Source organism: Modestobacter sp. I12A-02662, assembly GCF_041028325.1.
Classification (GTDB): Bacteria; Actinomycetota; Actinomycetes; order Mycobacteriales; family Geodermatophilaceae; genus Modestobacter.
Map to the genome: position 1 here is coordinate 215,280 of NZ_JABGDE010000005.1, position 26,603 is coordinate 241,882.

Genomic DNA, 26,603 nt, shown 5'->3' on the forward strand with positions numbered 1-26,603 from the left:
CGCGCACCGGACGGAAATTCCGTTAGGCCAGGTAATGAGCGCGGGTACGCTCGCGACACCGCCCGCCCCCGACAGGAGGACCCCGTGCCGCGCCGCTCCGACGCCGTGGTCCGGCGCGGCCTCCGCCACGTCGGCCGGGCCATCGCCGAGCAACCGGGCATCTTCGCCCTCGCCCTCCTCGGCAGCAGCCTGTACGGCGGCATGACCGTGGCCAGCGCCTACGTCATCGGCGGCGTCACCGACCGGGTGATCCTCCCCGCCTTCGACGAGGGCGCCACCACCGCCGCCGCACTCACCCTGGCCGCGGTGGTCATCCTCGCCGTGGCCGTCCTCAAGATCGTCGGGATCCTGGGTCGGCGGCTGTTCGCCGGCATCATGAGCTTCCGGCTCCAGGCCGACTACCGCCGCCGGGTCACCGGCCAGTACCTGCGGCTCCCGCTGTCCTGGCACCAGCGCCACCCCACCGGCCAGCTGCTCTCCAACGCGAACTCCGACGTCGAGTCCGCCTGGTTCTTCGTCTCGCCGCTGCCCTTCGCCTGCGGCGCCGTGGTGATGATCGGCATGACCGTGGTCGCCCTGCTGCTTACCGACCCGCTGCTCGCCGTCGTCGGTTTCGTCGTGTTCCCGCTGGTCTTCGTGCTCAACGCCGTCTACAGCCGCGCCATGTCGCCGCGGATGGCCCGCGCCCAGCAGCTCCGCGCCGAGGTCAGCGAGATCGCGCACGAGAGCTTCGACGCCGCCCTGGTCGTCAAGACCCTGGGCCGGGAGGCCGACGAGACCGCGCGCTTCGCCGCTCGCGCCACCGAGCTGCGCGACGGCCTCGTCGCCGTCGGGCGCCTCCGCGGCCTGTTCGACCCGCTCATGGAGGCGCTGCCCAGCCTGGGCACCCTCGCCGTCCTCCTGGTCGGCGCCGAGCGCGTCGTCGCCGGCACCACCGCCGCCGGCGAGCTCGTGTCCATCGCCTACCTGTTCACCCTGCTCGCGCTGCCCATCCGCGCCATCGGCTGGGTGCTGGCCGACCTGCCCCGCGCCCTGGCCGGGTTCGACCGGGTCACCCCGGTGCTCGAGGCGACCGGCCGGACGGCGCACGGCCCCGACCCCGCCCCCGGCGGGCAGCGCGGCGCCGCGCTCGGGCTCCGGGACGTCGGCTTCGGCTACGACGGCGCCGCCAGGTCGATCCTGCAGGGCGTCACGTTCGAGGTCGCCGCGGGGCGCACCCTCGCCGTCGTCGGCCCCACCGGCGCCGGGAAGTCCACCCTCGCCGGCCTGCTGGTCCGGCTGGTCGACCCCCGGACCGGCGAGGTGCTGCTGGACGGCGTCGACCTGCGCAGGCTGCGCGAGGGCGAGGTCAGCAGCGAGGTCGCCTTCGTGGCCCAGTCGACGTTCCTCTTCGACGACACCGTCCGCGACAACGTCACCCTCGGCGCCCCCTACGACGACGAGCAGGTCCACGCGGCGCTGCGCATCGCCGCGGCCGAGGACTTCGTCGCCCGCCTGCCCGCAGGCCTGGACACCCGCGTCGGCGAGCGCGGGGCGAGCCTCTCCGGTGGCCAGCGGCAACGCCTGGCCCTCGCGCGCGCCGTCGTCCGCCGTCCCCGGCTGCTGGTGCTCGACGACGCCACCAGCGCCGTCGACCCGGCGGTCGAGGCCCGCATCCTCGACGCGCTCCGCGCCGCCGACCGCCCGGTCACGGTGGTGGTCGTCGCCTACCGGCAGGCCACCATCGCCCTCGCCGACGAGGTGGTGTGGCTGGCGGACGGCCGGCTGGTCGACCGGGGCAGCCACGCCGAGCTGCTGGCCCGCGTCCCCGGCTACGCGCAGCTGGTCCGCGCCTACCAGCCGCCCGAGCCCGACGCGCCGGACCGGCAGCCGGCGGAGGCCCGGGCGTGAGCCGCGCCGAGGAGCCGCTGCTCGCCGCCGACCGCCGGCCCGAGGGCGCGTTCGCCACCCTGCGCCGCGGGCTGCGCATGATGCCCGAGTTCCGCTCCGGCCTCCCGGTGACCTTCTTGCTCGCCCTCGTCGCCACCGCCGGCCGGGTGGTGGTGCCGGTCGCCGTGCAGCAGACCCTCGACCGCGGGCTCGCCGGGCCGGGTGGGCCGGACCTCCCGCTCGTCCGCGAGCTCGTGCTCGGCTCCGCGCTGGTCGTGGTCCTCACCGGCGTCGCGGTCCACCGGATGAACGTGCGGCTGTTCCGCACCACCGAGACCGCGCTCGCCGGGCTGCGGGTGCGGGCCTTCCGGCACGTGCACGACCTGTCGGTGCTGCACCAGCAGGGCCAGCGCCGTGGCTCGCTCGTCAGCCGGGTCACCAGCGACGTCGACCAGCTCTCGGTCTTCATGCAGTGGGGCGGCGTGCTCGGCCTGGTCAGCCTCGGCCAGCTCGTCGTCGCCACGGTGGTCATGGCGGTCTACTCCTGGCAGCTGACCCTCCTCGTGCTCGTCTGCTTCCTCCCGCTCGGGGTGGCGGTCCGCTTCTTCGCCCGCCGGCTGGCGCACGCCTACGGGATCGTCCGCGAGCGGGTCGGTGACGTGCTGGCCGCGGTCGGGGAGTCCGTCGTCGGCGCGCCGACCGTGCGGGCCTACGGCATCCGCGCCCGGACGGCGGCCCGCATCGACCGCGCCATCGACCGGCACTACCGGGCCTCCGTCGACGCCCAGAAGGTCACCGCCGGCGTCTACGTCAGCGGTGAGCTCGTCGCCGCGATCGCCAACGCCGCGGTGGTCGTGGTCGGTGTGCTCCTCGGCGTCGGCGGCCAGATCAGCGCCGGCACCCTGGTGGCCTTCCTGTTCCTGGTCACCCTGTTCGTCGCGCCGGTGCAGACCGCCAGCGAGGTGCTCAACGAGGCGCAGAACGCGATCGCCGGGTTCCGCCGCGTCCTCGACGTGCTCGACACCGAACCCGACGTCCGCGACCCCGCGGCCGGCCGCAGCCTGCCGCCCGGGCCGCTCGACGTCCGCTTCGAGCACGTCGGGTTCAGCTACGTCCCCGGCGGCCGGAAGGCCCTCGACGACGTTGACCTCACCGTCCCGGCCCGGACCCGGGTCGCGATCGTCGGCGAGACCGGCTCGGGGAAGACGACGTTCGCCAAGCTGGTCACCCGGCTGATGGACCCCACGGAGGGCCGGGTCCTGCTGGGCGGGGTCCCGCTGGCCGAGGTGGCGTTCGCCTCGCTGCGGGAGCGGGTCGTGATGGTGCCGCAGGACGGCTTCCTGTTCGACGCCTCGGTGGCCGACAACGTCCGCTACGGCCGCCCCGGGCTCACCGACGACCAGGTCGTCGCGGCCTTCGCGGAGCTCGGGCTCGAGGCGTGGGTCGAGGGACTGCCCGCGGGCGTGGCCACCCCGGTAGGGCAGCGCGGCGAGTCGCTGTCGGCGGGGGAGCGGCAGCTCGTCGCGGTGGCCCGCGCCTACGTCGCCGATCCGGACCTGCTGGTCCTCGACGAGGCCACCAGCGCCGTCGACCCGGCCACCGAGATGCGGCTGGCCTCCGCGCTGGACACCCTCACCGACGGCCGGACCACGCTCACCATCGCCCACCGCCTGTCCACGGCCGAGCGGGCCGACGAGGTGCTCGTCGTCGACGCCGGCCGCGTCGTCCAGCGCGGCCCGCACGCCGCCCTGGTCGACGCGCCCGGCCCGTACGCGCGGCTGCACGCCTCCTGGCGGCGCAGCTCCGGGCGGCAGCCGGAGCCTGACCCGGTCGGCTGACGGCGGCGGGAGCATCGCAGCGAGCGCCAGCGAGCGAGGAGCGGACCGGCGCGCGGAAGCCGACGGAGCGACGGGGTCGGCTGACGGCGCGTCGAGGGCCCGCCCGCGCGGGGCGGCCCTAGCGTGCCCGGCGTGTCCGCCCCCAGCGTCCCCGTCCGTCGCCGCCCTCCGTGGCCGGCGCTGCTGGCCGCCCCCCTCGCGGTCCTCAGCGCGCTGGCGGTCGCCTTCTTCGGGTTGATCGCCCTGGCGTTCTCCAACGGCCAGCTGGACGACGGTGCCTGGCTGTTCATCGCCGTGCCCGCACTCCTCGCGCTGTGGCTGCTGGTCGGCGCGCTGCTGCTGGTGCTGGGCCGGTCGTGGCTGGCGCTGTTCCTGCCGGCCGCGGCGCTGGCGCTGGTCGTCGTCTGGGGGATCCTCGACGGCACCCTCGGCGAGGACAACGGGGCGTTCCTCATCCTGGTCTGGGCGCTGCCCATCGTCACCGCGCTGCTCGCCGTCCTGCCCCCGGTCCGGCGCTGGGTGGCCGGGCGCCGGCAGCTGCGCCGCCCGGCGCGGCGCGCCCGCTAGCGTCCGGGCGTGGGCATCGACGCGGACGTGATCGTGGTGGGGGCGGGGCTGGCCGGACTGGTCGCCACCGCCGAGCTCGCCGACGCCGGCCGGACGGTGCTGCTCCTGGACCAGGAGCCGGCCGCCTCCCTCGGCGGGCAGGCGCACTGGTCGTTCGGCGGCCTGTTCCTCGTCGACACCCCCGAGCAGCGCCGGCTGCGGGTCCGCGACTCCCTCGAGCTCGCCCGGCAGGACTGGTTCGGCACCGCCGGCTTCGACCGGGCGGAGGACCACTGGCCGGGGCGGTGGGCCGAGGCCTACCTGCAGTTCGCCGCCGGGGAGAAGCGCGCCTGGCTGCACGCCCAGGGCGTCCGGTTCTTCCCGGTCGTCGGGTGGGCCGAGCGCGGCGGCTACACCGCCACCGGCCACGGCAACTCGGTGCCGCGCTTCCACGTCACCTGGGGCACCGGGCCGGGCGTCGTCGCGCCGTTCGCCCGGCGGGTCTCCGACGCCGCGGCTCGGGGGCTGGTCGACGTCCGGCACCGGCACCGGGTCGACGGGCTGGTCGTCACCGACGGCGTGGTGACCGGTGTGCGCGGTGCGGTCCTCGAGCCCAGCGACGCCGAACGGGGGACGGCGAGCTCCCGGGTCGAGGCCGGCGGGTTCGAGCTGTCGGCACAGGCCGTCGTCGTCACCTCCGGCGGCATCGGCGGCAACCCCGACCTGGTCCGCGCCAACTGGCCCGCGCGGCTCGGCCCGGTGCCGGAGCGGCTGCTCTCCGGCGTCCCCGCGCACGTCGACGGCCGGATGCTGGAGATCACCCGCAACGCCGGCGGCAACGTGATCAACCCGGACCGGATGTGGCACTACACCGAGGGCATCGCCAACCACAGCCCGGTGTGGGACCGGCACGGCATCCGGATCCTGCCCGGGCCCAGCTCGCTGTGGCTCGACGCCACCGGCACCCGGCTGCCCGTGCCGCTGTTCCCCGGCTTCGACACCCTCGGCACGCTCGCCCACATCGGCACGACCGGGTACGCGCACACCTGGTTCGTGCTCACCCGGAGGATCGTGGAGAAGGAGTTCACCCTCTCCGGGTCGGAGCAGAACCCCGACCTCACCGGCAAGGACCTCCGGCTCCTGCTCACCCGGGTGCGCAGCGGCGCGGCCGCCCCGGTGCAGGCCTTCCTCGACCGCGGGGAGGACTTCGTCGTCGCCCGGACGCTGCCCGAGCTGGTCGCCGGGATGAACCGGCTCACCGGGGATGCCCCCCGCCTGGACCCGGCGACCGTCGAGCGGGAGGTCGTGGCCCGCGACCGGGAGATCGCCAACCCGTTCACCAAGGACCTGCAGCTCACCGCGATCCGCCAGGCCCGCTCGTTCCTCGGCGACAGGCTCATCCGGGTGGCCCGGCCGCACCGGCTGCTGGACCCCGAGGCCGGGTCGCTCATCGCCGTCCGGCTCAACCTGCTCACCCGCAAGACGCTCGGCGGCCTGGAGACCGACCTCGATGCCCGGGTGCTGCGCCCCGGCGGTGAGCCGTTCCCCGGCCTGTACGCCGCCGGGGAGGTCGCCGGGTTCGGCGGTGGGGGCATGCACGGCTACCGGTCGCTGGAGGGCACCTTCCTCGGCGGCTGCCTGTTCTCCGGCCGGACGGCCGGCCGCGCGCTGGCGGCGGCGCTGTGAACGGCCCCGACTGGGACGCCGTCCCGCCCTACACCGGACCGCCGCGGTGGCAGCCACCGCCACCGCCGCAGCAGCAGTGGCCCGCGCCGCCCTGGCCGCCGGCATCTGGCTGGCCGCCGGCATCCGTTTGGCCGCCGGTCCCCGGCTGGCCGCCGGCGGGCTGGGTCCGGCTCCCGCCCCGCCGCCCCGGCGTGGTGATCGCCGCGGCGGTGCTGGCCTTCGCCTCCGCCGGCTTCGTCGCGCTGGGCACCGTCTACGCCATGGTGTTCAGCGCCCTGCTGGCCGTGGTCGAGGGCCCGGCCGCCGGGCTGGGGCCGTGGATCGCGCTGGTGCAGCTCGCCGTCGTCGGCGCGCTGGTGACCGGGGGCGTGCAGCAGCTGCGCGGGCGGCCCCGCTGGCTCCGGGGCGCAGCCGCCGCGCAGGTGGCGCTGTCGATCTACTGGGCCGTCGTCCTCGGGGACGTGACCGCGGTGCCGGTGTCCGACGCCGCGCTGTCGGTGCCGGTCGTCTTCGCCGCCCTGGCGCTGGCGGCTGCCGGCTGCACCGTCCTGCCCGAGGCCCGCGCGTGGGCGGCGCGGGCCCCGGGACGCCGGGGGACGACCGGCGCGGTCTGACCGGGTGGGACGATCGCGGCATGCCCGCCCCCGCCCCCGACACCGCGCTCGACCCCGCGGTCGCCGCCCTCCTGCGCCGCGACCCGGCCGGGCTGGTCGCCGCCGTCGCCCAGCAGCACGACACCGGTGAGGTGCTGATGGTCGCCTGGATGGACGACGAGGCACTGCACCGCACACTCACCACCGGCCGGGCCACCTACTGGTCGCGCAGCCGCCGGGAGTACTGGGTGAAGGGCGAGACGTCCGGCCACCGGCAGTGGGTGCGCGACGTGCGGCTGGACTGCGACGGGGACGCGCTGCTCCTGCTCGTCGACCAGGAGGGCCCGGCCTGCCACACCGGCGAGCGCAGCTGCTTCCACCGCGACCTGGAGGTCGGCCGTGCGGCTCGGTGACACCACGCCCTCCCGCGCGGAGTTCACCGAGCGGACCGCACCGGTCGTCCCGGTCACCCGCCGGCTGCTCGCCGACAGCGAGACCGCCGTCGGGATCTACCGCAAGCTGGCCGGCGGTCGCCCCGGCACGGTGCTGCTGGAGTCGGCCGAGCAGGGCAAGCAGTGGTCGCGGTACAGCTTCGTCGGCGTCCGCAGCGCCGGGGTGCTCACCGAGCGGGACGGGACGGCGCAGTGGCTCGGGGACCCGCTGCCCGGGCTCACCGACGGCCTGCCCGCCGACCCGCTGGCCGCCGTCCGCACCCTGGCCCGGCGGCTGCGCTCCCCGCGCACGCCCGGCCTCCCGCCGCTGACCGGCGGGCTGGTCGGCTACCTGGGCTACGACGTCGTCCGGCGGCTCGAGCGGCTGCCGCAGACCGCCACCGACGACCTCGGCATGCCCGAGCTCTCGCTGATGCTGGTCACCGACCTCGCGGTCCTGGACCACACCGACGGCACGGTGCTGCTCATCGCCAACGTGGTGGGCGGCTCGACCGACGCCTACGACGACGCCGTCACCCGGCTCGACGCGATGGCCGCGGACCTGACCAAGGCGGTGCCGCCGGGCGTGGCCATGCTCGCCACCGCGGACGCGCCGCCGGTCGCCAGCAACATGGCCCCGGGCGTGTACGAGGCCGGGGTGGAGCGGATCCGCGAGCACGTCCGCGCGGGCGACGTCTTCCAGACGGTGCTCAGCCAGCGGTTCGAGCTGGAGACCGACGTCGACGCGCTGGACCTCTACCGGGTGCTGCGGGCGACCAACCCCTCGCCGTACATGTACCTGCTGCGCTTCGCCGGGCGCGAGTCGCCGTTCGACGTCGTCGGCTCCTCGCCGGAGGCGCTGGTCACCGTCACCGGCTCCCGCGCGGTCGTGCACCCGCCGGCCGGCACCCGCCCGCGCGGGGCCACCCCCGAGGAGGACGTCCGGCTCACCGAGGAGCTGCTGGCCGACCCGAAGGAGCGGGCCGAGCACGTGATGCTGGTCGACCTGGCCCGCAACGACCTGGGCCGGGTCAGCGTGCCGGGCACCGTCGAGGTCGCGGACTTCATGCGGGTCGAGCGGTACAGCCACGTCATGCACCTGGTGTCCACCGTCGCCGGGCAGGTCGACCCCGACCGGGACGCGCTGGACGTCTTCGACGCCACCTTCCCGGCGGGCACCGTCTCCGGTGCGCCCAAGCCGCGGGCGATGGAGGTCATCGAGTCGCTGGAGCCCACCCGGCGGGCGCTGTACGCGGGCACGGTCGGCTACGTGGACGCCAGCGGCGACATGGACATGGCGATCGCCATCCGCACCGCGGTGCTGCACGCCGGCCGGGCGTACGTCCAGGCCGGCGCGGGGATCGTCGCCGACAGCGTGCCGGCCACCGAGGAGGCCGAGACCCGGCACAAGGCGCGGGCGGTGCTGTCGGCGATCGCGACGGCGGAGGGGCTCCGGGAGGTCCGGTGAGCGGACAGGGGCGTGAGCATCGCAGCGCCGGAAGCCGACAGCGAGTGAGCATCGCAGCGAGGAACGAGCGAGGAGCGGAGCGAGCGCGGAGGCGACCAGGGGGCTCGGGACGAGCGAGGAGCGGAGCGCCCCACGGGAGCGAACCAGTGGGCCAGGTGAGGGAGCGCCGCGAGCTCACGCTCGCCGTCCTCGGCTGCGCGGTGGCCGGGGGGCTGGCGCTGTCCTCGTCGTCCCAGCCGTGGGCCGAGGTCACCGTCGCCCGGCAGCCGCCGCTGCCGCCCACGGCCGAGACGCTGACCGGGGCCACGGCGGCGCCGCTGGTGACCGCCTGCGGGCTGCTGCTGCTCGCCGCCGCGGTGGCCGTGGTCGCCGTCCGGGGTGCCGGCCGGCTGGTCGTCGGGCTCCTCGTCGCCCTGGCCGGCGGGACGCTGGCCTGGTCGGGGCTGCGCGGCGTCACCGGCTCGCTCGACGTGGCGGCCGCGGACCTCGGCGCCGGGGTGGGGCTCGGCTCCGCCGAGGTGCTCAGCGACCCGGTGCGGACCTGGCCCGCCGTCGTCCTCGTAGCGGGGGTGGTCGCGGTGCTGGCCGGGGTGCTGGTGGTGCTGCGCGGCCGCGCGTGGCCGGGGATGGGACGCCGGTACGAGCGGACGGGAGCGGCTCCCGGAGCCGCTCCCGCGACGGCTGCCGCGACCACCCGGCCGCAGTCCGACGAGGACCGCCACCAGGCCGCCTGGAAGGCGTTGGACCGGGGCGAGGACCCGACCGACTGAGGCCCGGGTGCAGGGCCGCGCGGTCCCGCGTGCCCGCCGCGGGTCTTCTACACCGGAGCCGGTCCAGCACGTCACCCGGCCCCCGGGCAGGGGAGGCGAGCAGCGTCACTACAGTGAACTGACGAGTCCAGGTGGTGGGAAGTCGCCGCGTGGCACATCCTGAGGGGTCCCCGAGGAGGGTCATGAGCGTCCTCGACGACATCGTCGCCGGCGTCCGCGAGGACGTCGAGGCGCGGCAGGCCGCCAACCCGCTGACCGAGGTGCAGGCGAGGGCCCGCGACGCGCGCCCGGCGCTCGACGCGCTGGCCGCCCTGCGGGCTCCGGGGGTCGGCGTGATCGCCGAGGTCAAGCGCCGCAGCCCGAGCAAGGGCGCGCTGGCCGACATCAGCGACCCGGCCGCGCTCGCCGCCCAGTACGCCGCCGGCGGCGCCCGGGTGATCAGCGTGCTCACCGAGGGGCGCCGGTTCGGTGGCTCCCACGCCGACCTCGCCGCGGTCCGGGCGGCCGTCGGCGTCCCGGTGCTCAACAAGGACTTCGTGGTCAGCAGCTACCAGGTGCACGAGGCCCGGGCGCACGGCGCGGACCTCGTCCTCCTCATCGTCGCCGCCCTCGACCAGCCGGTGCTCACCGGGCTGCTCGAGCGGGTCGAGTCCCTGGGGATGACCGCCCTGGTCGAGGTGCACAGCGAGGCCGAGGCCGACCGGGCGCTGGCCGCCGGCGCCTCGGTGATCGGGGTCAACGCCCGCGACCTGACCACGCTGACGGTCGACCGGTCCACGTTCGAGCGGATCGCCCCGGGCCTGCCCAGCGAGGTGGTGAAGGTCGCCGAGTCCGGCGTCCGCGGACCGCACGACCTGATCAGCTACGCCGCGGCCGGCGCCGACGCCGTGCTCGTCGGCGAGGGTCTGGTGACCGCCGGCGACCCGCGCCAGGCGGTGGCCGACCTGGTCACGGCCGGGTCCCACCCGGCCACCCCGCGCACCACCCGCTGATCAGGCCGCGTCCCGAGGCTCCCCCCGAGCGTGCGAGGGGTGAGGGGGACGAGGTCCTCCTGCCACCCCCCACCGCGCGCAGGCGCGCCGCGGGCCCCTGCAGGAGGGCCGGGACCCACGAGGTCCCTACGCTGTAGGAGTGACCGCCGTGCACCCCGCTGCCCCCGACGTCAGCGACCTCCCCGCGCCTCCGGAGTGGCCGGACGCGACCGGGCACTTCGGCCCCTACGGCGGCCGGTTCGTCCCGGAGGCGCTGATCGCCGCGCTGGACGACCTCACCGAGGCCTACGCGGCGATGCGCGTCGACCCGGTGTTCCTCGAGGAGTTCGCCGCGCTGCAGCGGGACTACACCGGCCGGCCCAGCCCGATCACCGAGGTGCCCAGGTTCGCCGAGCACTGCGGCGGCGCCCGGGTGTTCCTCAAGCGCGAGGACCTCAACCACACCGGCTCGCACAAGATCAACAACGTGCTCGGCCAGGCGCTGCTCACCCGCCGGATCGGCAAGACCCGGGTGATCGCCGAGACCGGCGCCGGTCAGCACGGTGTGGCGACGGCGACCGCGGCGGCCCTGATGGGCCTGTCCTGCACCGTCTACATGGGTGAGGAGGACACCCGGCGCCAGGCGCTCAACGTCGCGCGCATGCGGCTGCTCGGCGCCGAGGTGATCCCGGTGACCACCGGGTCGCGCACCCTGAAGGACGCGATCAACGAGGCGTTCCGGGACTGGGTCACGAACGTCGAGACGACGAACTACGTCTTCGGCACCGTCGCCGGCCCGCACCCGTTCCCGCAGATGGTCCGCGATTTCCAGCGGGTGATCGGCGACGAGGCCCGGGCCCAGCTGCTGGAGCGCGAGGGCCGGCTGCCCGACGTCGTCCTGGCGTGCGTCGGCGGCGGGTCGAACGCGATCGGGATCTTCACCGCCTTCGTGCCCGACGACGGCGTCCGGCTGATCGGCCTGGAGGCCGGTGGGGACGGCGTCGAGACCGGCCGGCACGCCTCCTCGATCACCGGCGGCGATCCCGGGGTGCTGCACGGCGCGCGGTCCTACCTGCTGCAGGACGCGAACGGCCAGACCATCGAGTCGCACTCGATCTCCGCCGGCCTGGACTACCCGGGCGTCGGCCCCGAGCACGCGTACCTGCACGACATCGGCCGGGCCGAGTACCGGCCGGTCACCGACGCGCAGGCGATGGAGGCCTTCGCGCTGCTGTGCCGCACCGAGGGCATCATCCCGGCGATCGAGTCCGCGCACGCGCTGGCCGGTGCCATGCAGGTCGGGCAGGAGCTGGACTCGCGGGGGGCTGGTGGGCGGGGGGACGAGCCCGCCGTGCTGCTGGTGAACCTCTCCGGTCGCGGCGACAAGGACGTGGAGACCGCGTCCCGGTGGTTCGGGCTCGGCGACCGCGAGGAGGTCGACCCCGGGCCGGGCCTGGACACCGACCAGCAGCCCACCGAGGGGGCCGTGACCTCCGGGGACGCCGTCCCGGGGCAGGAAGCGGGAGAGCAGGCATGAGCAAGCTGGCCACCCGGATCACCGCGGCCCGCGCGGAGGGGCGCTCTGCGCTGATCGCCTACCTGCCGGTCGGCTACCCCGACGTCCCGGGCTCGATCGAGGCCATGGTGGCCGCGGTCGAGGGGGGCGCCGACGTCGTCGAGATCGGGGTGCCGTACTCCGACCCGGGCATGGACGGGCCGGTCATCCAGCAGGCGGTCGACGTCGCCGTGCGGGCCGGGGTCGGCATGGCGGACGTGCTGCAGGCGGTCCGCGCCGTGGCCGAGGCCGGCGCCGTCCCGGTGGTGATGAGCTACTGGAACCCCGTCGAGCGCTACGGGGTCGACCGGTTCGCCGACGACCTGGCCGCCGCCGGGGGAGCCGGGGCGATCACGCCCGACCTCATCCCCGACGAGGCCGCTCCGTGGCTCGCGGCCACCGACCGCACCGGCCTGGACCGGGTGTTCCTGGTCGCGCCGTCGTCCACCGACGCCCGCCTGGCCGTCACCGCCGCCGCCTGCCGCGGGTTCGTCTACGCCGCGTCCACCATGGGCGTCACCGGCACGCGGGCCACGGTCAGCCACACCGCCGAGCGGCTGGTGGCCCGCACCCGCGAGGTCGCCGAGCTGCCGGTCTGCGTGGGGCTGGGCGTCTCCAACGGGGACCAGGCCGCCGAGGTGGCCGCCTTCGCCGACGGCGTCATCGTCGGGTCGGCCTACGTCCGGGAGTTGCTGGAGGGCCGTGGACCCGCCGGTGTGCGGGCGCTGTCGGACGGCCTCGCTCAGGGCGTGCGCCGCCGTCCGGCGGTGTCGACGACATGACGGTGCTGGCCGCGATCCCGAGTCCGACCCAGGGGGTCTGGGAGCTCGGGCCGTTCCCGCTGCGGGCCTACGCGCTGTGCATCATCGCCGGCATCGTGCTGGCCTGCTGGCTGTCCGAGCGCCGCTGGGTGGCCCGGGGTGGCGCGCCGGGCGACGTGCTGGACATCGCCGTGTGGATGGTGCCGTTCGGCATCGTCGGCGGGCGGCTGTACCACGTGATCACCACCCCCGAGCCGTACTTCGGCGAGGGCGGCGACCCGCTGCGGGCCTTCGCCATCTGGGAGGGCGGCCTCGGCATCTGGGGCGCCATCGCGCTCGGCGCGCTCGGCGCGTGGATCGGCTGCCGGCGGCGGGGGATCCCGCTGCCGGCCTTCGGCGACGCGCTGGCTCCGGGGATCGTGCTGGCCCAGGCGGTGGGGCGGTTGGGCAACTGGTTCAACAACGAGCTGTACGGCCGGGCCACCGACCTGCCGTGGGCGCTCACCATCTACCGCTGGGACGCCTCCGCCGGTCGCGCGCTGACCGGCGAGGACGGCGAGCCGCTGGTCCTGGGCACCTTCCACCCCACCTTCCTCTACGAGCTGCTGTGGAACGTCGGCGTCGCCGTCCTGGTGATCTGGGCCGACCGCCGGTTCCAGCTCTCCCACGGTCGCGCGTTCGCGCTGTACGTGGCCGCCTACTGCGCGGGCCGGCTGTGGATCGAGATGCTGCGGATCGACACCGCGGAGCAGTTCTTCGGCGTGCGGCTGAACGTCTTCACCTCGGTCGTCGTCGGCCTGCTCGCCGTCGCCTACCTGGTGTGGCAGCGCGGCCGGCCCCGCGAGGAGATCACCAGGGGCGCCGAGAGCGGCGGTCCCCGCGCGCGGCAGCGGACGGCCGAGCCGGCCAGTGCGCCGACCGCGGAGACACCGGCTCCCGAGTCCGACGAGCGACCCGGCGGAGGGGGCGGTGCACCCCCCGCGCGCTGAGCGGCGGCCCCCGGCCACCGCCGGAAGAGACATGTGCGACACCTCATCGACGTGTCGCGCCGGTGTCGTCGCTGTGTACGCTCATCGCGACCGACCGGTGATCCCGGTCGGTCGGCGACGTCGGAACCGGGCCAGCGCTGCCCCGAGCACGACCGACTCGTGAGGCCGTCCGGCGTCACGGGTATGGAGGCCGGGACGGTCGCACCGAGTCCCCCCGCTCCGCTGCTGCCCCACCGTCGGACCCACCGGTCCTCCTGCACCGACCACCCGCTCTGACCACCCGGCGGGGTCCCTGACCCTCCGCACCAGCGAACGGCCCCGCACCCCGGGCGACCCGGCCGCCGCGGACAGCCGACGACGGGAGAGACATGTCCGACCTCGCCGTGCCCACCCCGGGCCAGCAGGCCGCCCCGGCGGTCCCCGTGCCGTTCTCCGCCCTGCCCGCAGCCCAGGGCCTCTACGACCCGGCCCGAGAGCACGACGCCTGCGGCGTCGCGTTCGTCGCCGACGCCCAGGGCCGCCGTTCGCGGGCCATCGTCGCCGCCGGGCTCACCGCCCTGCACAACCTCGACCACCGCGGTGCCGCGGGCTCCGAGCCGAACTCCGGCGACGGCGCGGGGATCCTCACGCAGGTGCCCGACGCGCTGCTGCGGTCGAGCGTCGGCTTCGACCTGCCGCCGCTGGGCGAGTACGCCGTGGGCATCGCCTTCCTGCCGGCCGACGCGGCCGAGCGGGCCTCCGTCGTCGACCGGGTGGCCCAGCTCGCCGCCGAGGAGGGCCTGACCGTCCTGGGCTGGCGCGAGCTGCCCGTGGACCCCGAGGGCGCCGACCTCGGACCCACCGCACGGGCGGTCATGCCGCACTTCGCCCAGCTGTTCGTCGCGGAGACGATCGGCGGCCGGGCCGACCGGACGGCGTTCGGTGGCGCGGTGGCCCCGAACGGCGTCACCCGCCTGGAGCGCCGCGCGTTCGTGCTGCGCAAGCGGGTCGAGCGGGCCGCCCGGGACGCCGGCTCGAGCTGCTACATCGCCTCGCTGTCGTCCCGCACGATCACCTACAAGGGCATGCTGACCACCGACCAGCTGCCCGCGTTCTTCCCGGACCTGCAGGACGAGCGGTACGAGTCCGCGATCGCCCTGGTGCACAGCCGGTTCTCGACCAACACCTTCCCGAGCTGGCCGCTGGCCCACCCGTTCCGCTTCATCGCGCACAACGGCGAGATCAACACCATCAAGGGCAACCGGAACCGGATGCGGGCCCGCGAGGCGAGGCTCGAGACCGGGCTGTTCGACGGCCCGGCCGGCCCGGCCAGCGAGCTCGGGCTGGAGCGGATCTTCCCGGTCACCGCCGGTGACTTCAGCGACTCGGCGACCTTCGACGAGGTGCTGGAGCTGCTGCACCTGTCGGGCCGGTCGCTGCCGCACTCGGTGCTGATGATGATCCCCGAGGCGTGGGAGAACCACGAGGAGATGGACCCGGCCCGCCGGGCCTTCTACCGGTTCCACGCCTCGATCATGGAGCCGTGGGACGGGCCGGCCTGCGTCGCGTTCACCGACGGCACGCTGATCGGCGCGGTGCTCGACCGCAACGGCCTGCGGCCGGGCCGCTGGTGGCGCACCAAGGACGACCTGGTCGTGCTGGCCAGCGAGGCGGGTGTGCTGGACATCGCGGCCGCCGACGTGGTCGCCAAGGGCCGGCTGCAGCCGGGGCGGATGTTCCTCGTGGACACCGCCGCGGGGCGCATCGTCTCCGACGAGGAGGTCAAGGGGGCGCTGGCGACCGCCGAGCCCTACGGCGACTGGCTGCACGCGGGCCTGGTGCACCTGCCCTCGCTGCCCGAGCGGCGGCGGGCCCGGCCCAGCCACGAGTCCGTCGTCCGCCGGCAGCTGCTGTTCGGCTACACCGAGGAGGAGCTGCGCCTGCTGGTGCAGCCGATGGCGGCCGCCGGTGCCGAGCCGATCGGCTCGATGGGCACCGACACCCCGATCGCGGCGCTGTCGGACCGCTCCCGGCAGCTGTTCGACTACTTCACCCAGCTGTTCGCCCAGGTGACGAACCCGCCGCTGGACGCCATCCGCGAGGAGCTGGTCACCAGCCTGGGGCGCACCTTCGGCCCGGAGCAGAACCTGCTCAGCGCCGTCCCGGCGTCCTGCCGGCAGGTGTTCCTGCCGTTCCCGGTCATCGACAACGACGAGCTGGCCAAGATCCTGCACATCGACGACGACGGTGACCTGCCCGGTTTCGCCGCCGTCCGGATCACCGGCCACTTCGACGTCCACGGCGGCGGCCCGGCGCTGGAGCAGGCGCTCACCGACCTGCGCACCAAGGTCAGCAAGGCGATCAAGGCCGGCGCCCGGGTGATCGTGCTGTCCGACCGGGACTGCGACGAGAAGCGCGCGCCGATCCCGTCGCTGCTGATGACCGCCGCGGTCCACCACCACCTGGTCCGCGAGCGCACCCGGATGGAGGTCGGCCTGGTCGTCGAGTCCGGCGACTGCCGCGAGGTGCACCACGTCGCGCTGCTGCTCGGCTACGGCGCGGCGGCGGTCAACCCGTACCTGGCCTTCGAGAGCGTCGAGGACCTCATCCGCACCGGCACGCTCACCGGCGTGCAGCCCGCCCAGGCCGTCCGCAACGTCGTCAAGGCGCTGGGCAAGGGCGTGCTCAAGGTGATGAGCAAGATGGGCATCAGCACCGTCGGCTCGTACACGATGGCGCAGATCTTCGAGACCGTCGGCCTGTCCAAGGCCCTCGTCGACGAGTACTTCACCGGCACCTCCGCGACCCTCGACGGCGTCGGCCTCGACGTGCTCGCCGAGGAGGTGGTGATGCGGCACCGCCGGGCCTACCCGCAGAACCCCACCGAGCGGGCGCACCGCCGGCTGGAGACCGGCGGGGAGTACCAGTGGCGCCGCGAGGGCGAGGTGCACCTGTTCAACCCGGAGACGGTGTTCCTGCTCCAGCACGCCACCCGCTCCCGGCAGTACGAGGTCTTCCAGCGCTACACCGACACCGTCGACGGCCTGTCCGCCGAGGCGGCGACGCTGCGCGGCATGTTCCGGCTGAAGACCGGCGAGCGTCCCGCCGTCCCGCTCGACGAGGTCGAGCCGATCAGCGAGATCGTCAAGCGGTTCCAGACCGGGGCGATGAGCTACGGGTCGATCTCCGCCGAGGCGCACGAGACGCTGGCGATCGCGATGAACCGGCTCGGTGGCCGGTCCAACACGGGCGAGGGCGGGGAGGACCCCGACCGGTTCAGCCCCGACCCGGGCGGCGACCTGCGGCGGTCCTCGATCAAGCAGGTGGCCAGCGGCCGGTTCGGCGTCACCAGCGAGTACCTGGTCAACGCCGACGACATCCAGATCAAGATGGCGCAGGGCGCCAAGCCCGGCGAGGGCGGCCAGCTGCCCGGCAGCAAGGTGTACCCGTGGGTGGCGCGCACCCGGCACTCGACGCCGGGTGTGGGGCTGATCAGCCCGCCGCCGCACCACGACATCTACTCCATCGAGGACCTCAAGCAGCTCATCCACGACCTGAAGAACGCCAACGACCAGGCGCGGATCCACGTCAAGCTGGTCTCGGAGTCCGGGATCGGCACGGTGGCGGCCGGGGTCAGCAAGGCCAAGGCCGACGTCGTCCTGGTGTCCGGCCACGACGGCGGCACCGGCGCCGCCGCGCTGACCTCGCTGAAGCACGCGGGAACCCCGTGGGAGATCGGGCTGGCCGAGACGCAGCAGACGCTGCTGGCCAACGGGCTGCGCGACCGGATCGTCGTGCAGGTCGACGGGCAGATGAAGACCGGCCGGGACGTGATCGTCGCCGCGCTGCTCGGCGCCGAGGAGTTCGGCTTCGCCACCGCGCCGCTGGTCGTCGAGGGCTGCGTGATGATGCGGGTGTGCCACCTGGACACCTGCCCGGTCGGTGTGGCCACCCAGAACCCGGAGCTGCGCAAGCGGTTCACCGGCAGGCCCGAGTTCGTCGTCACCTTCTTCGAGTTCCTCGCCCAGCAGGTCCGCGAGTTCCTGGCCGAGCTCGGCTTCCGGACCCTCGACGAGGCCGTCGGCCACGCCGAGCTGCTGGACATCGAGCCGGCCGTCGGCCACTGGAAGGCCGCCGGGCTGGACCTGGCGCCGGTCCTGGCCGTGCCGGACCTCCCCGAGGGCGCTTCGCTGCGGCAGGTCAAGGAGCAGGACCACGGCCTGGACGCCGCGTTGGACCAGACGCTGATCCAGCTGTGCGAGGGCGCGCTGCTGGACGCGCGGCCGGTGTCGCTGGAGCTGCCGGTCCGCAACGTCAACCGCACCGTCGGCACGATGCTCGGCTCGATGGTCACCCGGCGCTTCGGCGGCGAGGGGTTGCCCGACGGCACGATCGACCTGACCTTCACCGGGTCGGCCGGCCAGTCCTTCGGCGCCTTCCTGCCCCCGGGCATCACGATGACCCTGCTCGGGGACGCGAACGACTACGTCGGCAAGGGCCTGTCCGGCGGGCGGATCGTCGTCCGGCCCGCGCCGGAGGCCGGCTTCGCGGCCGAGGACAACGTCATCGCCGGCAACGTGATCGCTTACGGCGCCACCCGCGGCGAGGTCTTCCTCCGCGGCCGGGTCGGGGAGCGGTTCTGCGTGCGCAACTCCGGCGCGCTCGCCGTCGTCGAGGGCGTCGGCGACCACGCCCTGGAGTACATGACCGGCGGCCAGGCGGTCATCCTCGGCCCCACCGGCCGCAACATCGCCGCGGGCATGTCCGGTGGCGTGGCGTACGTGCTGGACCTGGCCCGCCACCGGGTCAACGGCGAGCTGGTGGACGTCGAGGCGCTGGACGGCCCGAGCGCCCAGGAGCTGCGCGACGTCCTCGTCCGCTACCGGGAGGCGACCGGTTCCGCCGTGGCGGCCAGCCTGCTCGCCGACTGGGGCCGGTGGTCCGAGCGCTTCAGCGTGATCATGCCGCGTGACTACCGGCGGGCCCTGGAGGCCCGACGGGCCGCCGAGGCCGCCGGCACCGACGTGGACCGAGCAGTGATGGAGGCGGCCCGTGGTTGACCAGACCGGGTTCCTGAAGTTCGACCGCCAGATGCCGCCGCGGCGGCCCGTGGAGCTGCGGCTGCTGGACTGGAAGGAGGTGTACCTCAACCGGGACACCGGTGAGGACGCCGTCTTCCCCGTCTCCGCGCTGCGCGAGCAGGCCGCGCGGTGCATGGACTGCGGCATCCCGTTCTGCCACCACGGCTGCCCGCTGGGCAACCTCATCCCGGAGTGGAACGACCTCGCCCGCCGGGAGGACTGGCAGGAGGCGATCGAGCGGCTGCACGCGACCAACAACTTCCCGGAGTTCACCGGGAAGCTCTGCCCGGCGCCGTGCGAGTCCGCGTGCGTGCTCAACCTGGACGACGCCCCGGTCACGATCAAGCAGATCGAGTGGGAGATCATCGACCAGGCGTTCCTCAACGGCTGGGTGACCCCGCAGCCGCCGGCCGAGCTGACCGGCCGGAAGGTCGCCGTGATCGGCTCCGGGCCGGCCGGGCTGGCCGCCGCGCAGCAGCTCACCCGCGCCGGGCACGAGGTGACCGTCTACGAGCGGGACGACCGGATCGGCGGCCTGCTCCGCTACGGCATCCCCGAGTTCAAGATGGAGAAGCGCCACCTGGACCGGCGGCTGGACCAGATGCGCGCCGAGGGCACCCGGTTCGTGGCCGGGGTGGACGTCGGCGGCAGCGGTCCGGACGACGTCTCGGTGGCGCAGCTGCGCGGCGAGTTCGACGCCGTCGTGCTGGCGATCGGCACACCGGTGGGTCGCGACCTGCCGCTGCCCGGTCGCGACCTCGAGGGCGTGCACTTCGCCATGGAGTACCTGCCCGGGGGCAACCTGCAGGCCCTCGGCGAGATCGACGAGCCGCCGATCGACGCCGCCGGCAAGCACGTGGTGATCATCGGCGGTGGCGACACCGGCGCGGACTGCCTCGGCACCGCCCACCGGCAGGGCGCCGCGTCGGTGGCCCAGCTGGACTACAAGCCGCCGGCGCCCGGCAGCCGCCCTCAGGACAACCCCTGGCCGACGTACGAGATGATCCTGCGGGTCTCCCCGGCCCACGAGGAGGGCGGCGAGCGGCTCTTCGCCGTCAACACCGAGGCGTTCATCGGCGACGAGCACGGCCGGGTGCGGGCCCTCCAGGTGTCCGACGTCCGGATGGTCGACGGCACGCGGGAGCCGGTGCCGGGCACCACCCGGGAGCTGCCCGCCGACCTCGTGCTGCTGGCGCTGGGCTACACCGGGCCGCAGACCGCCGGCCTGGTCGAGGAGCTCGGCTGCGAGCTCACCGACCGGGGCGCGGTCGCCCGGGACGCCGAGTACATGTCCACCGTGCCGGGCGTGTTCGTGGCCGGGGACATGGGCCGCGGCCAGTCGCTCATCGTGTGGGCGATCGCCGAGGGCCGGGCGGCCGCCGGGGCGGTCGACAGCTGGCTCACCGGCAACTCGATGCTGCCGCGGCCGGTGACGCCGACCGCCGTCCCGCTGCGCTGACGAAGGGCCCCTCCGCCTCCACGACGTGCTCCGCACGCCGCGGGCCCTGCGGAGGGGCCGTTCCAGCACCTCAGGACGTCTGGGACGACTGCGCCTCTCCGGGGGACACGACGGACCCCGTCCGACGTGTCCCCCGGGGGGACGACTAGTTTTCAGGGCATGTCTCGCCGTGCCAAGATCGTCTGTACGTTGGGGCCGGCGACCGGCACCCCGGACCAGGTCGCCGCGCTCGTCGCCGCCGGGATGGACGTCGCCCGGCTGAACTTCAGCCACGGGAAGCACGCCGACCACAAGGCGTCGTACCAGATGGTGCGGGACGCCTCGGACAAGATCGGCCGGGCGGTGGCCATCCTGGCCGACCTGCAGGGCCCGAAGATCCGGCTCGGCACGTTCACCGAGGGCCGGGTGGAGTGGCCGACCGGCGCCCGGGTCTGCATCACCGTGGACGACGTCGAGGGCACCGCGGAGCGGGTGTCCACGACCTACAAGAACCTGGCCAACGACGCCCGGGTCGGTGACCGGCTGCTCATCGACGACGGGAAGCTGGCGCTCACCGTCGCCGAGGTGGACGGGCCCGACGTCTGGTGCGTCGTCCTCGAGGGCGGCCCGGTCTCGAACAACAAGGGGCTGTCGCTCCCCGGCGTCGCCGTCAGCGTCCCCGCGCTGTCCGACAAGGACGCCGAGGATCTGCGCTTCGCGCTCTCCCTGGGTGTGGACTTCGTCGCGCTGTCCTTCGTCCGCTCGCCCCGGGACGTCGAGCTGGTGCGCGAGATCATGCGCCAGGAGGACATCGAGGTCCCGGTCATCGCCAAGCTGGAGAAGCCCGAGGCGGTCGAGAACCTCGACGCGATCGTCGAGGCCTTCGACGGGATCATGGTGGCCCGCGGCGACCTCGGGGTGGAGCTGGCGCTCGAGCAGGTGCCGCTGGTGCAGAAGCGCGCGGTGCAGGCCGCCCGCGAGCGCAACAAGCCGGTCATCGTGGCCACCCAGATGCTCGAGTCGATGATCGAGAACTCCCGGCCGACCCGGGCCGAGGCCTCCGACGTCGCCAACGCCGTCCTCGACGGCGCCGACGCGGTGATGCTGTCCGGCGAGACCTCGGTCGGGAAGTACCCGATCGGCGCGGTGCGCACGATGGAGCGGATCATCGCCGCCGTCGAGGACGAGGAGGTCCACGTGCCGCAGCTGGTGCGGCCCTCCCGCCACCGGGGCGGCGCCATCGTGCGGGCCGCCAAGGACATCGGGGAGGCCCTCGACGTCGCGGCGCTCGCGGCGTTCACCCTGACCGGCAAGACCGCGCACCGGCTGGCCGCACTGCACACCCGGCTGCCGATCCTCGCCTTCACCACCGACCCGCGGGTGCGCAGCCGGCTGGCGCTGAGCTGGGGCGTGGAGACCTTCCTGGTCCCGGAGGTCTCCCACACCGACGACATGGTCGGCCAGGTGGACTTCTCGCTGCTGTCGATCGGGCGGCTGCGCGAGGGAGACCAGGTCGTCGTCGTGGCCGGCAGCCCGCCGAACACGGCGGGCTCGACCAACCTGGTCCGGGTGCACGAGGTGGGGACGCCGGCGTGACGTCGGCAGGACCGGCGGCGGGGGCGGAGCCGACCCCCGCCGCGGAGCTGATGCACGTCCTGGACCTGGAGGAGCGGTCGCCGGGGCTGTTCGTCGGCACCACCCCGCGCACGCCGCTGCAGCGGATCTTCGGCGGCCAGGTCGCCGCGCAGGCCCTCGCCGCGGCCAACGCCACCGTGCCGGCCGACCGGCACGTGCACTCGCTGCACTCGTACTTCCTGCGGCCCGGCGACCCCCAGGAGGAGATCCGCTACGTCGTCGAGCGGATCCGGGACGGGCGCTCGTTCACCACCCGGCGCGTGCTCGCGCACCAGACGCGCAACGGCGAGGAGGTCGCGATCTTCGCGCTGACCGCCGACTTCACCGCGGGGGAGCGGGCGGTGGTGGAGCACTCCCTCCCGATGCCCGAGGTCCCCGGCCCGGAGGGCCTGCCGGGCCTGGCCGAGGTGCTCGCCGCGCACCCCGACCGGGACCGGGGCGCCCGCGCGCTCAACCGGGCGGTGGAGTCGCGCTACCTGCGCGACCCCTACGACCCCGAGCCGCGGACGCCGCCGGACACCCACTTCCGGGCGTGGTTCCGGGTCGCCGGCAAGCTCCCCGACGACGACCACGTGCACGCGGCGGCGCTGACCTTCGTCAGCGACCTGACCCTGCTCTCGGCCGGGCTCACCCGGATCGGCGGGGGCTGGGGCGGTTCGGTCGTCGGGGCGAGCCTCGACCACGCCGTCTGGTTCCACCGCCCGGTGCGCGCCGACGAGTGGTTCCTGTACGAGACCGACAGCCCCGCCGCGGCCAGCGGCCGCGCGCTGTGCTTCGGGCAGATCTGGGCCGGCGACGGCACCCACGTGGCGTCGGTCGCCCAGGAGGGGCTCATCCGCTCACTCGGCTGAGGCGGCCTCCCCGGCGGACCCCGCCTGGACGGCGGCCTGCTCCGCGGTCTCGTCCTGGGCGGCGGGCGTGTCGACCACCGGCGCCGCCGGGGCCTCGGCCTGGGCCTGGGCCTGGGCGTGGGCGTGGGCCGCGGCCTCGCGCTGAGCCTGCTCCCGGCGTTCGGCCTCGCGGCGTTCCCTCGCCTGCTCGGCGAAGTCGTCGGCCAGCCAGTCGTGCCCCTCGGCCAGCAGCGCCCAGACGCGCTCCACGTGCGCGCGGGTGGTCAGCGGCGACCCGATGGCCACCCGCAGCACCGCGGCGCCGCCGACGGTCGTGTGGGTCAGGAAGACCTCGCCGCCGTCGTTGAGCCGGTCCAGCAGCGTCATGGTCGCCACGTCGGCGTCCACCTCCTCGGGCCACCGCGGCTTCAGGCAGACCAGCGAGAGCGGGTGGGGGGCGACGACGTCGAACCGCTCGTCGGCCGTGGCCCAGCCGGCGAGCTCCTGGGCGAGGGCCACGTGCCCGCGCACGTGCTCGCGCAGCCCCTCCGCGCCGTACCAGCGCAGCACGAACCACAGCTTCAGCGCGCGGAACCGCCGGCCGAGCTCGATCTGCCAGTCGCGGTAGTCGACGACCGCGCCCGCGTCGGTCTGGGCGTTGCGCAGGTACTCGGGGAGGATCGAGAGCGCCCCGGTGAGCGCGGCGCGGTCGGCGACCCAGAACAGCGTGGCGTCGAAGCCGGTCAGCAGCCACTTGTGCGCGTCGGTGGTGTAGCTGTCGGCCCACTCGACGCCGGCCTGCAGCTCCCGCAGCTCCGGGGCGACCGCGCTGATCCCGGCGTACGCGGCGTCCACGTGCAGCCACACGCCGAAGCGCCGGCAGACCCGGCCGAGCTCGGCCAGCGGGTCGATCGCGGTCGTCGACGTCGTCCCCACGGTCGCGCAGACCAGGACCGGGGTGAAGCCGCGGGCGACGTCCCGTTCCAGCCGGGCGAGCAGCGCGCTGGGGCTCATCGCGAGGTCGTCGTCGACCTCGACGACCCGGATGGCGTCCGTGCCGAGACCGGCGATCCGCGCGGCCTTCTCCATGGAGCTGTGCGTCTGCGCGGAGACGTAGACGGTGTACTCGTCGGGCAGGACGCCGTGCCGCAGCGTCGCGCCCTTGGCGGTCCGGTGCAGGGCGGCCAGCAGCGCCACCAGGTTGGCGCCGGAGCTGGAGTCCTGGACGACGCCGCCGCCGGTGCCGGTCGACCGGAAGGACTCCGGCAGGCCCAGCAGCTCCGCGCACCAGTCCATGACGTGCTGCTCGAGCTCGGTGGCCGCCGGGCTGGTCACCCAGGACATCCCCTGCACCCCGAGCCCGGCGGAGACCAGGTCGCCCAGGACGGAGGGGCCGGAGGTGTTCGCCGGGAAGTAGCCGAAGAAGCCGGGGTGCTGCCAGTGGGTGATGCCGGGCAGGACGACGCGGTCCAGGTCGGCCAGGACGGCGGAGAACGGCTCGCCCTGCTCGGGGGCCCGCGGCGGCAGGGCGGCGCGGACGTCGCCGGGGGAGACCTGCGACCGGACCGGGAAGGACTCGATGCGGGACCAGTAGTCGGCGATCCAGTCGACCACCTCGTGGCCGTGCTGGCGGAACTCGTCGGGCGTCATGTGACCGGTCACGGAGGTCACCGTATTGACCGGCGGTACCCGTCGTGGCGGTGGGTCGTCCGGCCGGGTCGGGGGACGCCGACCCGCGGGTCGGCGTCCCCCTGACACCGAGTGACCTGATCACCGCTGGCGCTCGCGTGCCCCCGGTCCGACTCGAACGGACACTGTGCGGGTTTTGAATCCGCTCCCTCTGCCGATTGGGGTACGGGGGCCCACCGGACGTGGTGCAGTGCACCCTAGCGGGCGGTGGTGGGACGGCCCCGGCCGATAGGATCAGCGCCGTGAGCAGCGACCCGACCCGTGTCCTCATCGCCGAGGACGAGGCGCTCATCCGCCTCGACCTCAAGGAGATGCTGGAGGAGGAGGGGTACCTGGTCGTCGCCGAGGTCGGGGACGGGCAGGCGGCCGTCGACCAGGCGGAGGCGCTGCGTCCGGACCTGGTGATCGTCGACGTGCAGATGCCCGTGCTCGACGGGCTCGCCGCGGCTGAGCAGATCGCCGCGGGCCGGCTCGCCCCGGTCATCGTCCTCACCGCCTTCAGCCAGCGGGAGCTGGTCGAGCGGGCGCGCGACGCCGGCGCGATGGCCTACCTGGTGAAGCCGTTCTCCAAGAACGACCTGGTCCCGGCGATCGAGGTCGCCGTCGGCCGCTTCCAGGAGATGACGGCGCTCGACGCCGAGGTCACCGACCTCAAGGAACGGCTCGAGGCGCGCAAGGTGGTGGAGAAGGCCAAGGGCCGGCTGATGGCCGAGCGTGGCATGACCGAGGCCGAGGCGTTCCGCTTCATCCAGCGCACGGCGATGAACGAGCGCACCTCGATGCGCGCGCTCGCCGAGGCGATCCTGGCCCCCGAGGACGCGGGCGACGCGACCGCGGCGAGCGGCCCGCCGGTCTCCTGACCGGCGCTCCCGACGCCTCGCCCGCCGTGCCGGCGCGAGTGGATCAGGTCACGACCTCGTCACGGTCTGATCCACGCGGGTCCCGGACCAGCGCCGCGCGGTTAGGTTCTCCCAACTGATCGGCCAGCCGACAGGCCATGGAGCCTGTCGGAGGGCCGGGCACCGTCCTCATCGACTGGGAGTTCCTTGATGCGCACTGGCACCACCGCCCGCGCAATCGCGCTCTCCGGCGCCGCCCTGCTCGCGCTGACCGCCTGTGGCGGCGGCGGCGAAGACACCAGCAGCGGCGACACCGGCGGCGACGCGAGCGCCGAGAAGCAGGTCAACATCTACGGCACCGACGGCAACATGGGGAACGCGCTCGGCGCGGACTTCACCGAGCCGGGTGCCATGGCCGGCATGAAGGGCACGCTGCCCCTGACCGAGCTGTCCGGGGACTTCCGGGACAAGCTGCTCGCGGTCAACCCCGACCTGCAGGACTACAACTACTCCGGCGAGTCCTACGACGCCGTCGTCCTCACCGCGCTGGCCGCGACCGCCGCCGGCAGCAACCAGGCGACCGTCTTCGCGCCGTACATCAACGCGCTGACCGTCGGTGGCGAGAAGTGCTCCGACTACGCCTCCTGCCTGGCGATCCTGCAGGCCGGCGGGGACGTCGACTACGACGGTGTCACCGGTCCGCTGAGCTTCACCGACGCCGGCGAGCCCGCCCAGGCGAGCTTCGGTCTGCAGCAGTTCGGCGAGGACAACCAGATCGACGAGTCGCTCACCGAGTTCGTCATCGCCGGTGACGAGGCCAACGCCACCCAGGACCCGGGCCCGGCCCCGGCGCCGGCCGGTGCGGGTGCCGGCCAGACGCTGACCATCGGCACCCTGCTGCCGGAGACCGGCAACCTCGCCTTCCTCGGCCCGCCGGAGGTCGCCGGCGTCCAGCTGGCGATCAACGAGGTCAACGCCGCCGGTGGTGTCTTCGGCACCCCCGTCGCGCTGGTGACCGGTGACTCGGGTGACGCCTCGACCGACACCGCCACCCAGACCGTCGACCGCCTGCTGCAGTCCGGCGTGAACGCGATCATCGGTGCGGCGTCCTCGGGCGTCAGCCTGACCGTCATCGACCGCATCGTCGGTGCCGGTGTCCTGCAGTTCTCCCCGGCGAACACGTCCGACACGTTCACCACGTACGACGACAAGGGTCTGTACTTCCGGACCGCCCCGCCGGACACCCTGCAGGCCCGGGCGCTGGCCGACCTGATCGGCGCGGACGGCAACAACACCGTCGGCATCCTGGCGCTCAACGACCCGTACGGCACCGGTCTCGCGGAGAACACCAAGAACAACCTGATCTCCGACGGTCTGCCGGAGGACTCGATCCGGGACATCATCTACGACCCGCAGGCGGCGAACTTCGACTCCGAGGTCCAGCAGATGGTGGACTTCAACCCCGACGCGATCGTGGTCATCGGGTTCGAGGAGTCCTCGCGGATCATCCAGGGCCTCAACGCCCAGGGCGTGGGCCCGCAGCGCTGACGCGCTGACCCGCACCACCCACACAGCGCCCCTCCTGCGCCGGCAGGAGGGGCGCTGTGCCGTTCCTGGGGGCGCTGTGGCCCGGTG

General features: G+C 74.5%; 19 protein-coding genes and 1 tRNA gene. 18 read left to right on the forward strand and 2 right to left on the reverse strand.

Annotated elements, in window-relative coordinates:
- Positions 1–84: 84 nt before the first annotated feature.
- From HL189_RS08570 to HL189_RS08645, 16 genes are all read left to right on the forward strand, one after another.
- Entirely contained in the window at positions 85–1,890 is a 1,806-nt protein-coding gene (locus HL189_RS08570) for an ABC transporter ATP-binding protein (RefSeq protein WP_369133273.1), read from the forward strand.
- Positions 1,887–3,707, forward strand: coding sequence for an ABC transporter ATP-binding protein (locus HL189_RS08575; RefSeq protein ID WP_369133274.1), 1,821 nt, complete (start codon positions 1,887–1,889; stop codon positions 3,705–3,707). Before HL189_RS08570 ends, HL189_RS08575 begins: the two co-directional genes overlap by 4 nt.
- A gap of 132 nt (positions 3,708–3,839) precedes the next feature.
- Positions 3,840–4,274, forward strand: coding sequence for a hypothetical protein (locus tag HL189_RS08580; protein WP_369133275.1), 435 nt, complete (start codon positions 3,840–3,842; stop codon positions 4,272–4,274).
- A gap of 9 nt (positions 4,275–4,283) precedes the next feature.
- Positions 4,284–5,939: an FAD-binding dehydrogenase gene (locus HL189_RS08585; protein WP_369133276.1), complete on the forward strand. Its 1,656-nt coding sequence runs from the start codon at positions 4,284–4,286 to the stop codon at positions 5,937–5,939.
- A gap of 191 nt (positions 5,940–6,130) precedes the next feature.
- A complete protein-coding gene (locus HL189_RS08590) occupies positions 6,131–6,553 on the forward strand; it encodes a hypothetical protein (protein ID WP_369133277.1) in 423 nt (140 codons plus the stop codon).
- 20 nt (positions 6,554–6,573) lie between these two features.
- The gene (gene hisI / locus HL189_RS08595) at positions 6,574–6,945 is read left to right on the forward strand and encodes a phosphoribosyl-AMP cyclohydrolase (protein WP_369133278.1); all 372 of its coding nucleotides are present in this window, start codon (positions 6,574–6,576) and stop codon (positions 6,943–6,945) included.
- On the forward strand, positions 6,932–8,431 hold the full coding sequence (locus tag HL189_RS08600; protein ID WP_369133279.1) for an anthranilate synthase component I: 1,500 nt from the start codon (positions 6,932–6,934) through the stop codon (positions 8,429–8,431). The genes hisI and HL189_RS08600 overlap by 14 nt, the downstream gene beginning before the upstream one ends.
- Positions 8,432–8,577: 146 nt before the next feature.
- Complete coding sequence (locus HL189_RS08605) at positions 8,578–9,201, forward strand: TIGR02234 family membrane protein (protein WP_369133280.1); 624 nt, start codon at positions 8,578–8,580, stop codon at positions 9,199–9,201.
- A 182-nt stretch (positions 9,202–9,383) separates the two neighbouring features.
- Positions 9,384–10,193 carry an indole-3-glycerol phosphate synthase TrpC gene (gene trpC / locus HL189_RS08610; RefSeq protein WP_369133281.1) on the forward strand — a complete coding sequence of 270 codons (810 nt, stop codon included), beginning with the start codon at positions 9,384–9,386 and terminating at the stop codon, positions 10,191–10,193.
- 148 nt (positions 10,194–10,341) lie between these two features.
- On the forward strand, positions 10,342–11,709 hold the full coding sequence (gene trpB / locus HL189_RS08615) for a tryptophan synthase subunit beta (RefSeq protein ID WP_369133447.1): 1,368 nt from the start codon (positions 10,342–10,344) through the stop codon (positions 11,707–11,709).
- A complete protein-coding gene (gene trpA / locus HL189_RS08620; protein ID WP_369133282.1) occupies positions 11,706–12,509 on the forward strand; it encodes a tryptophan synthase subunit alpha in 804 nt (267 codons plus the stop codon). The genes trpB and trpA overlap by 4 nt, the downstream gene beginning before the upstream one ends.
- On the forward strand, positions 12,506–13,477 hold the full coding sequence (gene lgt, locus HL189_RS08625) for a prolipoprotein diacylglyceryl transferase (protein WP_369133283.1): 972 nt from the start codon (positions 12,506–12,508) through the stop codon (positions 13,475–13,477). The genes trpA and lgt overlap by 4 nt, the downstream gene beginning before the upstream one ends.
- 368 nt (positions 13,478–13,845) lie before the next feature.
- Positions 13,846–18,516, forward strand: a complete 4,671-nt coding sequence (gltB, locus tag HL189_RS08630) for a glutamate synthase large subunit (RefSeq protein WP_369133284.1) — start codon at positions 13,846–13,848, stop codon at positions 18,514–18,516.
- The gene (locus HL189_RS08635) at positions 18,509–19,996 is read left to right on the forward strand and encodes a glutamate synthase subunit beta (protein WP_369133285.1); all 1,488 of its coding nucleotides are present in this window, start codon (positions 18,509–18,511) and stop codon (positions 19,994–19,996) included. Before gltB ends, HL189_RS08635 begins: the two co-directional genes overlap by 8 nt.
- A gap of 159 nt (positions 19,997–20,155) precedes the next feature.
- Positions 20,156–21,571: a pyruvate kinase gene (pyk, locus tag HL189_RS08640; RefSeq protein WP_369133286.1), complete on the forward strand. Its 1,416-nt coding sequence runs from the start codon at positions 20,156–20,158 to the stop codon at positions 21,569–21,571.
- Positions 21,568–22,461 (forward strand): acyl-CoA thioesterase, encoded by an 894-nt coding sequence (locus tag HL189_RS08645; protein ID WP_369133287.1) that lies wholly within the window; start codon positions 21,568–21,570, stop codon positions 22,459–22,461. Before pyk ends, HL189_RS08645 begins: the two co-directional genes overlap by 4 nt.
- Here the strand turns inward: HL189_RS08645 and HL189_RS08650 are convergent.
- Together HL189_RS08650 and HL189_RS08655 are read right to left on the reverse strand one after the other, a co-directional pair.
- Positions 22,450–24,102: an aminotransferase class I/II-fold pyridoxal phosphate-dependent enzyme gene (locus HL189_RS08650; RefSeq protein WP_369133288.1), complete on the reverse strand. Its 1,653-nt coding sequence runs from the start codon at positions 24,100–24,102 to the stop codon at positions 22,450–22,452. The two genes, HL189_RS08645 and HL189_RS08650, sit on opposite strands and share 12 nt — an antisense overlap.
- A gap of 126 nt (positions 24,103–24,228) precedes the next feature.
- Positions 24,229–24,302 (reverse strand) — tRNA-Leu (locus tag HL189_RS08655).
- Between the two features lie 69 nt (positions 24,303–24,371).
- Between HL189_RS08655 and HL189_RS08660 the strand changes: the two genes are divergently transcribed.
- Together HL189_RS08660 and HL189_RS08665 are read left to right on the forward strand one after the other, a co-directional pair.
- Positions 24,372–24,989: an ANTAR domain-containing response regulator gene (locus tag HL189_RS08660; protein WP_369133289.1), complete on the forward strand. Its 618-nt coding sequence runs from the start codon at positions 24,372–24,374 to the stop codon at positions 24,987–24,989.
- Between the two features lie 189 nt (positions 24,990–25,178).
- Complete coding sequence (locus tag HL189_RS08665; RefSeq protein WP_369133290.1) at positions 25,179–26,516, forward strand: ABC transporter substrate-binding protein; 1,338 nt, start codon at positions 25,179–25,181, stop codon at positions 26,514–26,516.
- Positions 26,517–26,603: the final 87 nt, after the last annotated feature.

Excerpts from the sequence above, each read along its gene's own strand:
- hisI (WP_369133278.1), top strand. The coding sequence starts at position 6,574 with ATGCCCGCCCCCGCCCCCGACACCGCGCTCGACCCCGCGGTCGCCGCC.
- trpC (WP_369133281.1), top strand. The coding sequence starts at position 9,384 with ATGAGCGTCCTCGACGACATCGTCGCCGGCGTCCGCGAGGACGTCGAG.
- trpA (WP_369133282.1), top strand. The coding sequence starts at position 11,706 with ATGAGCAAGCTGGCCACCCGGATCACCGCGGCCCGCGCGGAGGGGCGC.
- lgt (WP_369133283.1), top strand. The coding sequence starts at position 12,506 with ATGACGGTGCTGGCCGCGATCCCGAGTCCGACCCAGGGGGTCTGGGAG.
- gltB (WP_369133284.1), top strand. The coding sequence starts at position 13,846 with ATGTCCGACCTCGCCGTGCCCACCCCGGGCCAGCAGGCCGCCCCGGCG.
- pyk (WP_369133286.1), top strand. The coding sequence starts at position 20,156 with ATGTCTCGCCGTGCCAAGATCGTCTGTACGTTGGGGCCGGCGACCGGC.
- HL189_RS08665 (WP_369133290.1), top strand. The coding sequence starts at position 25,179 with ATGCGCACTGGCACCACCGCCCGCGCAATCGCGCTCTCCGGCGCCGCC.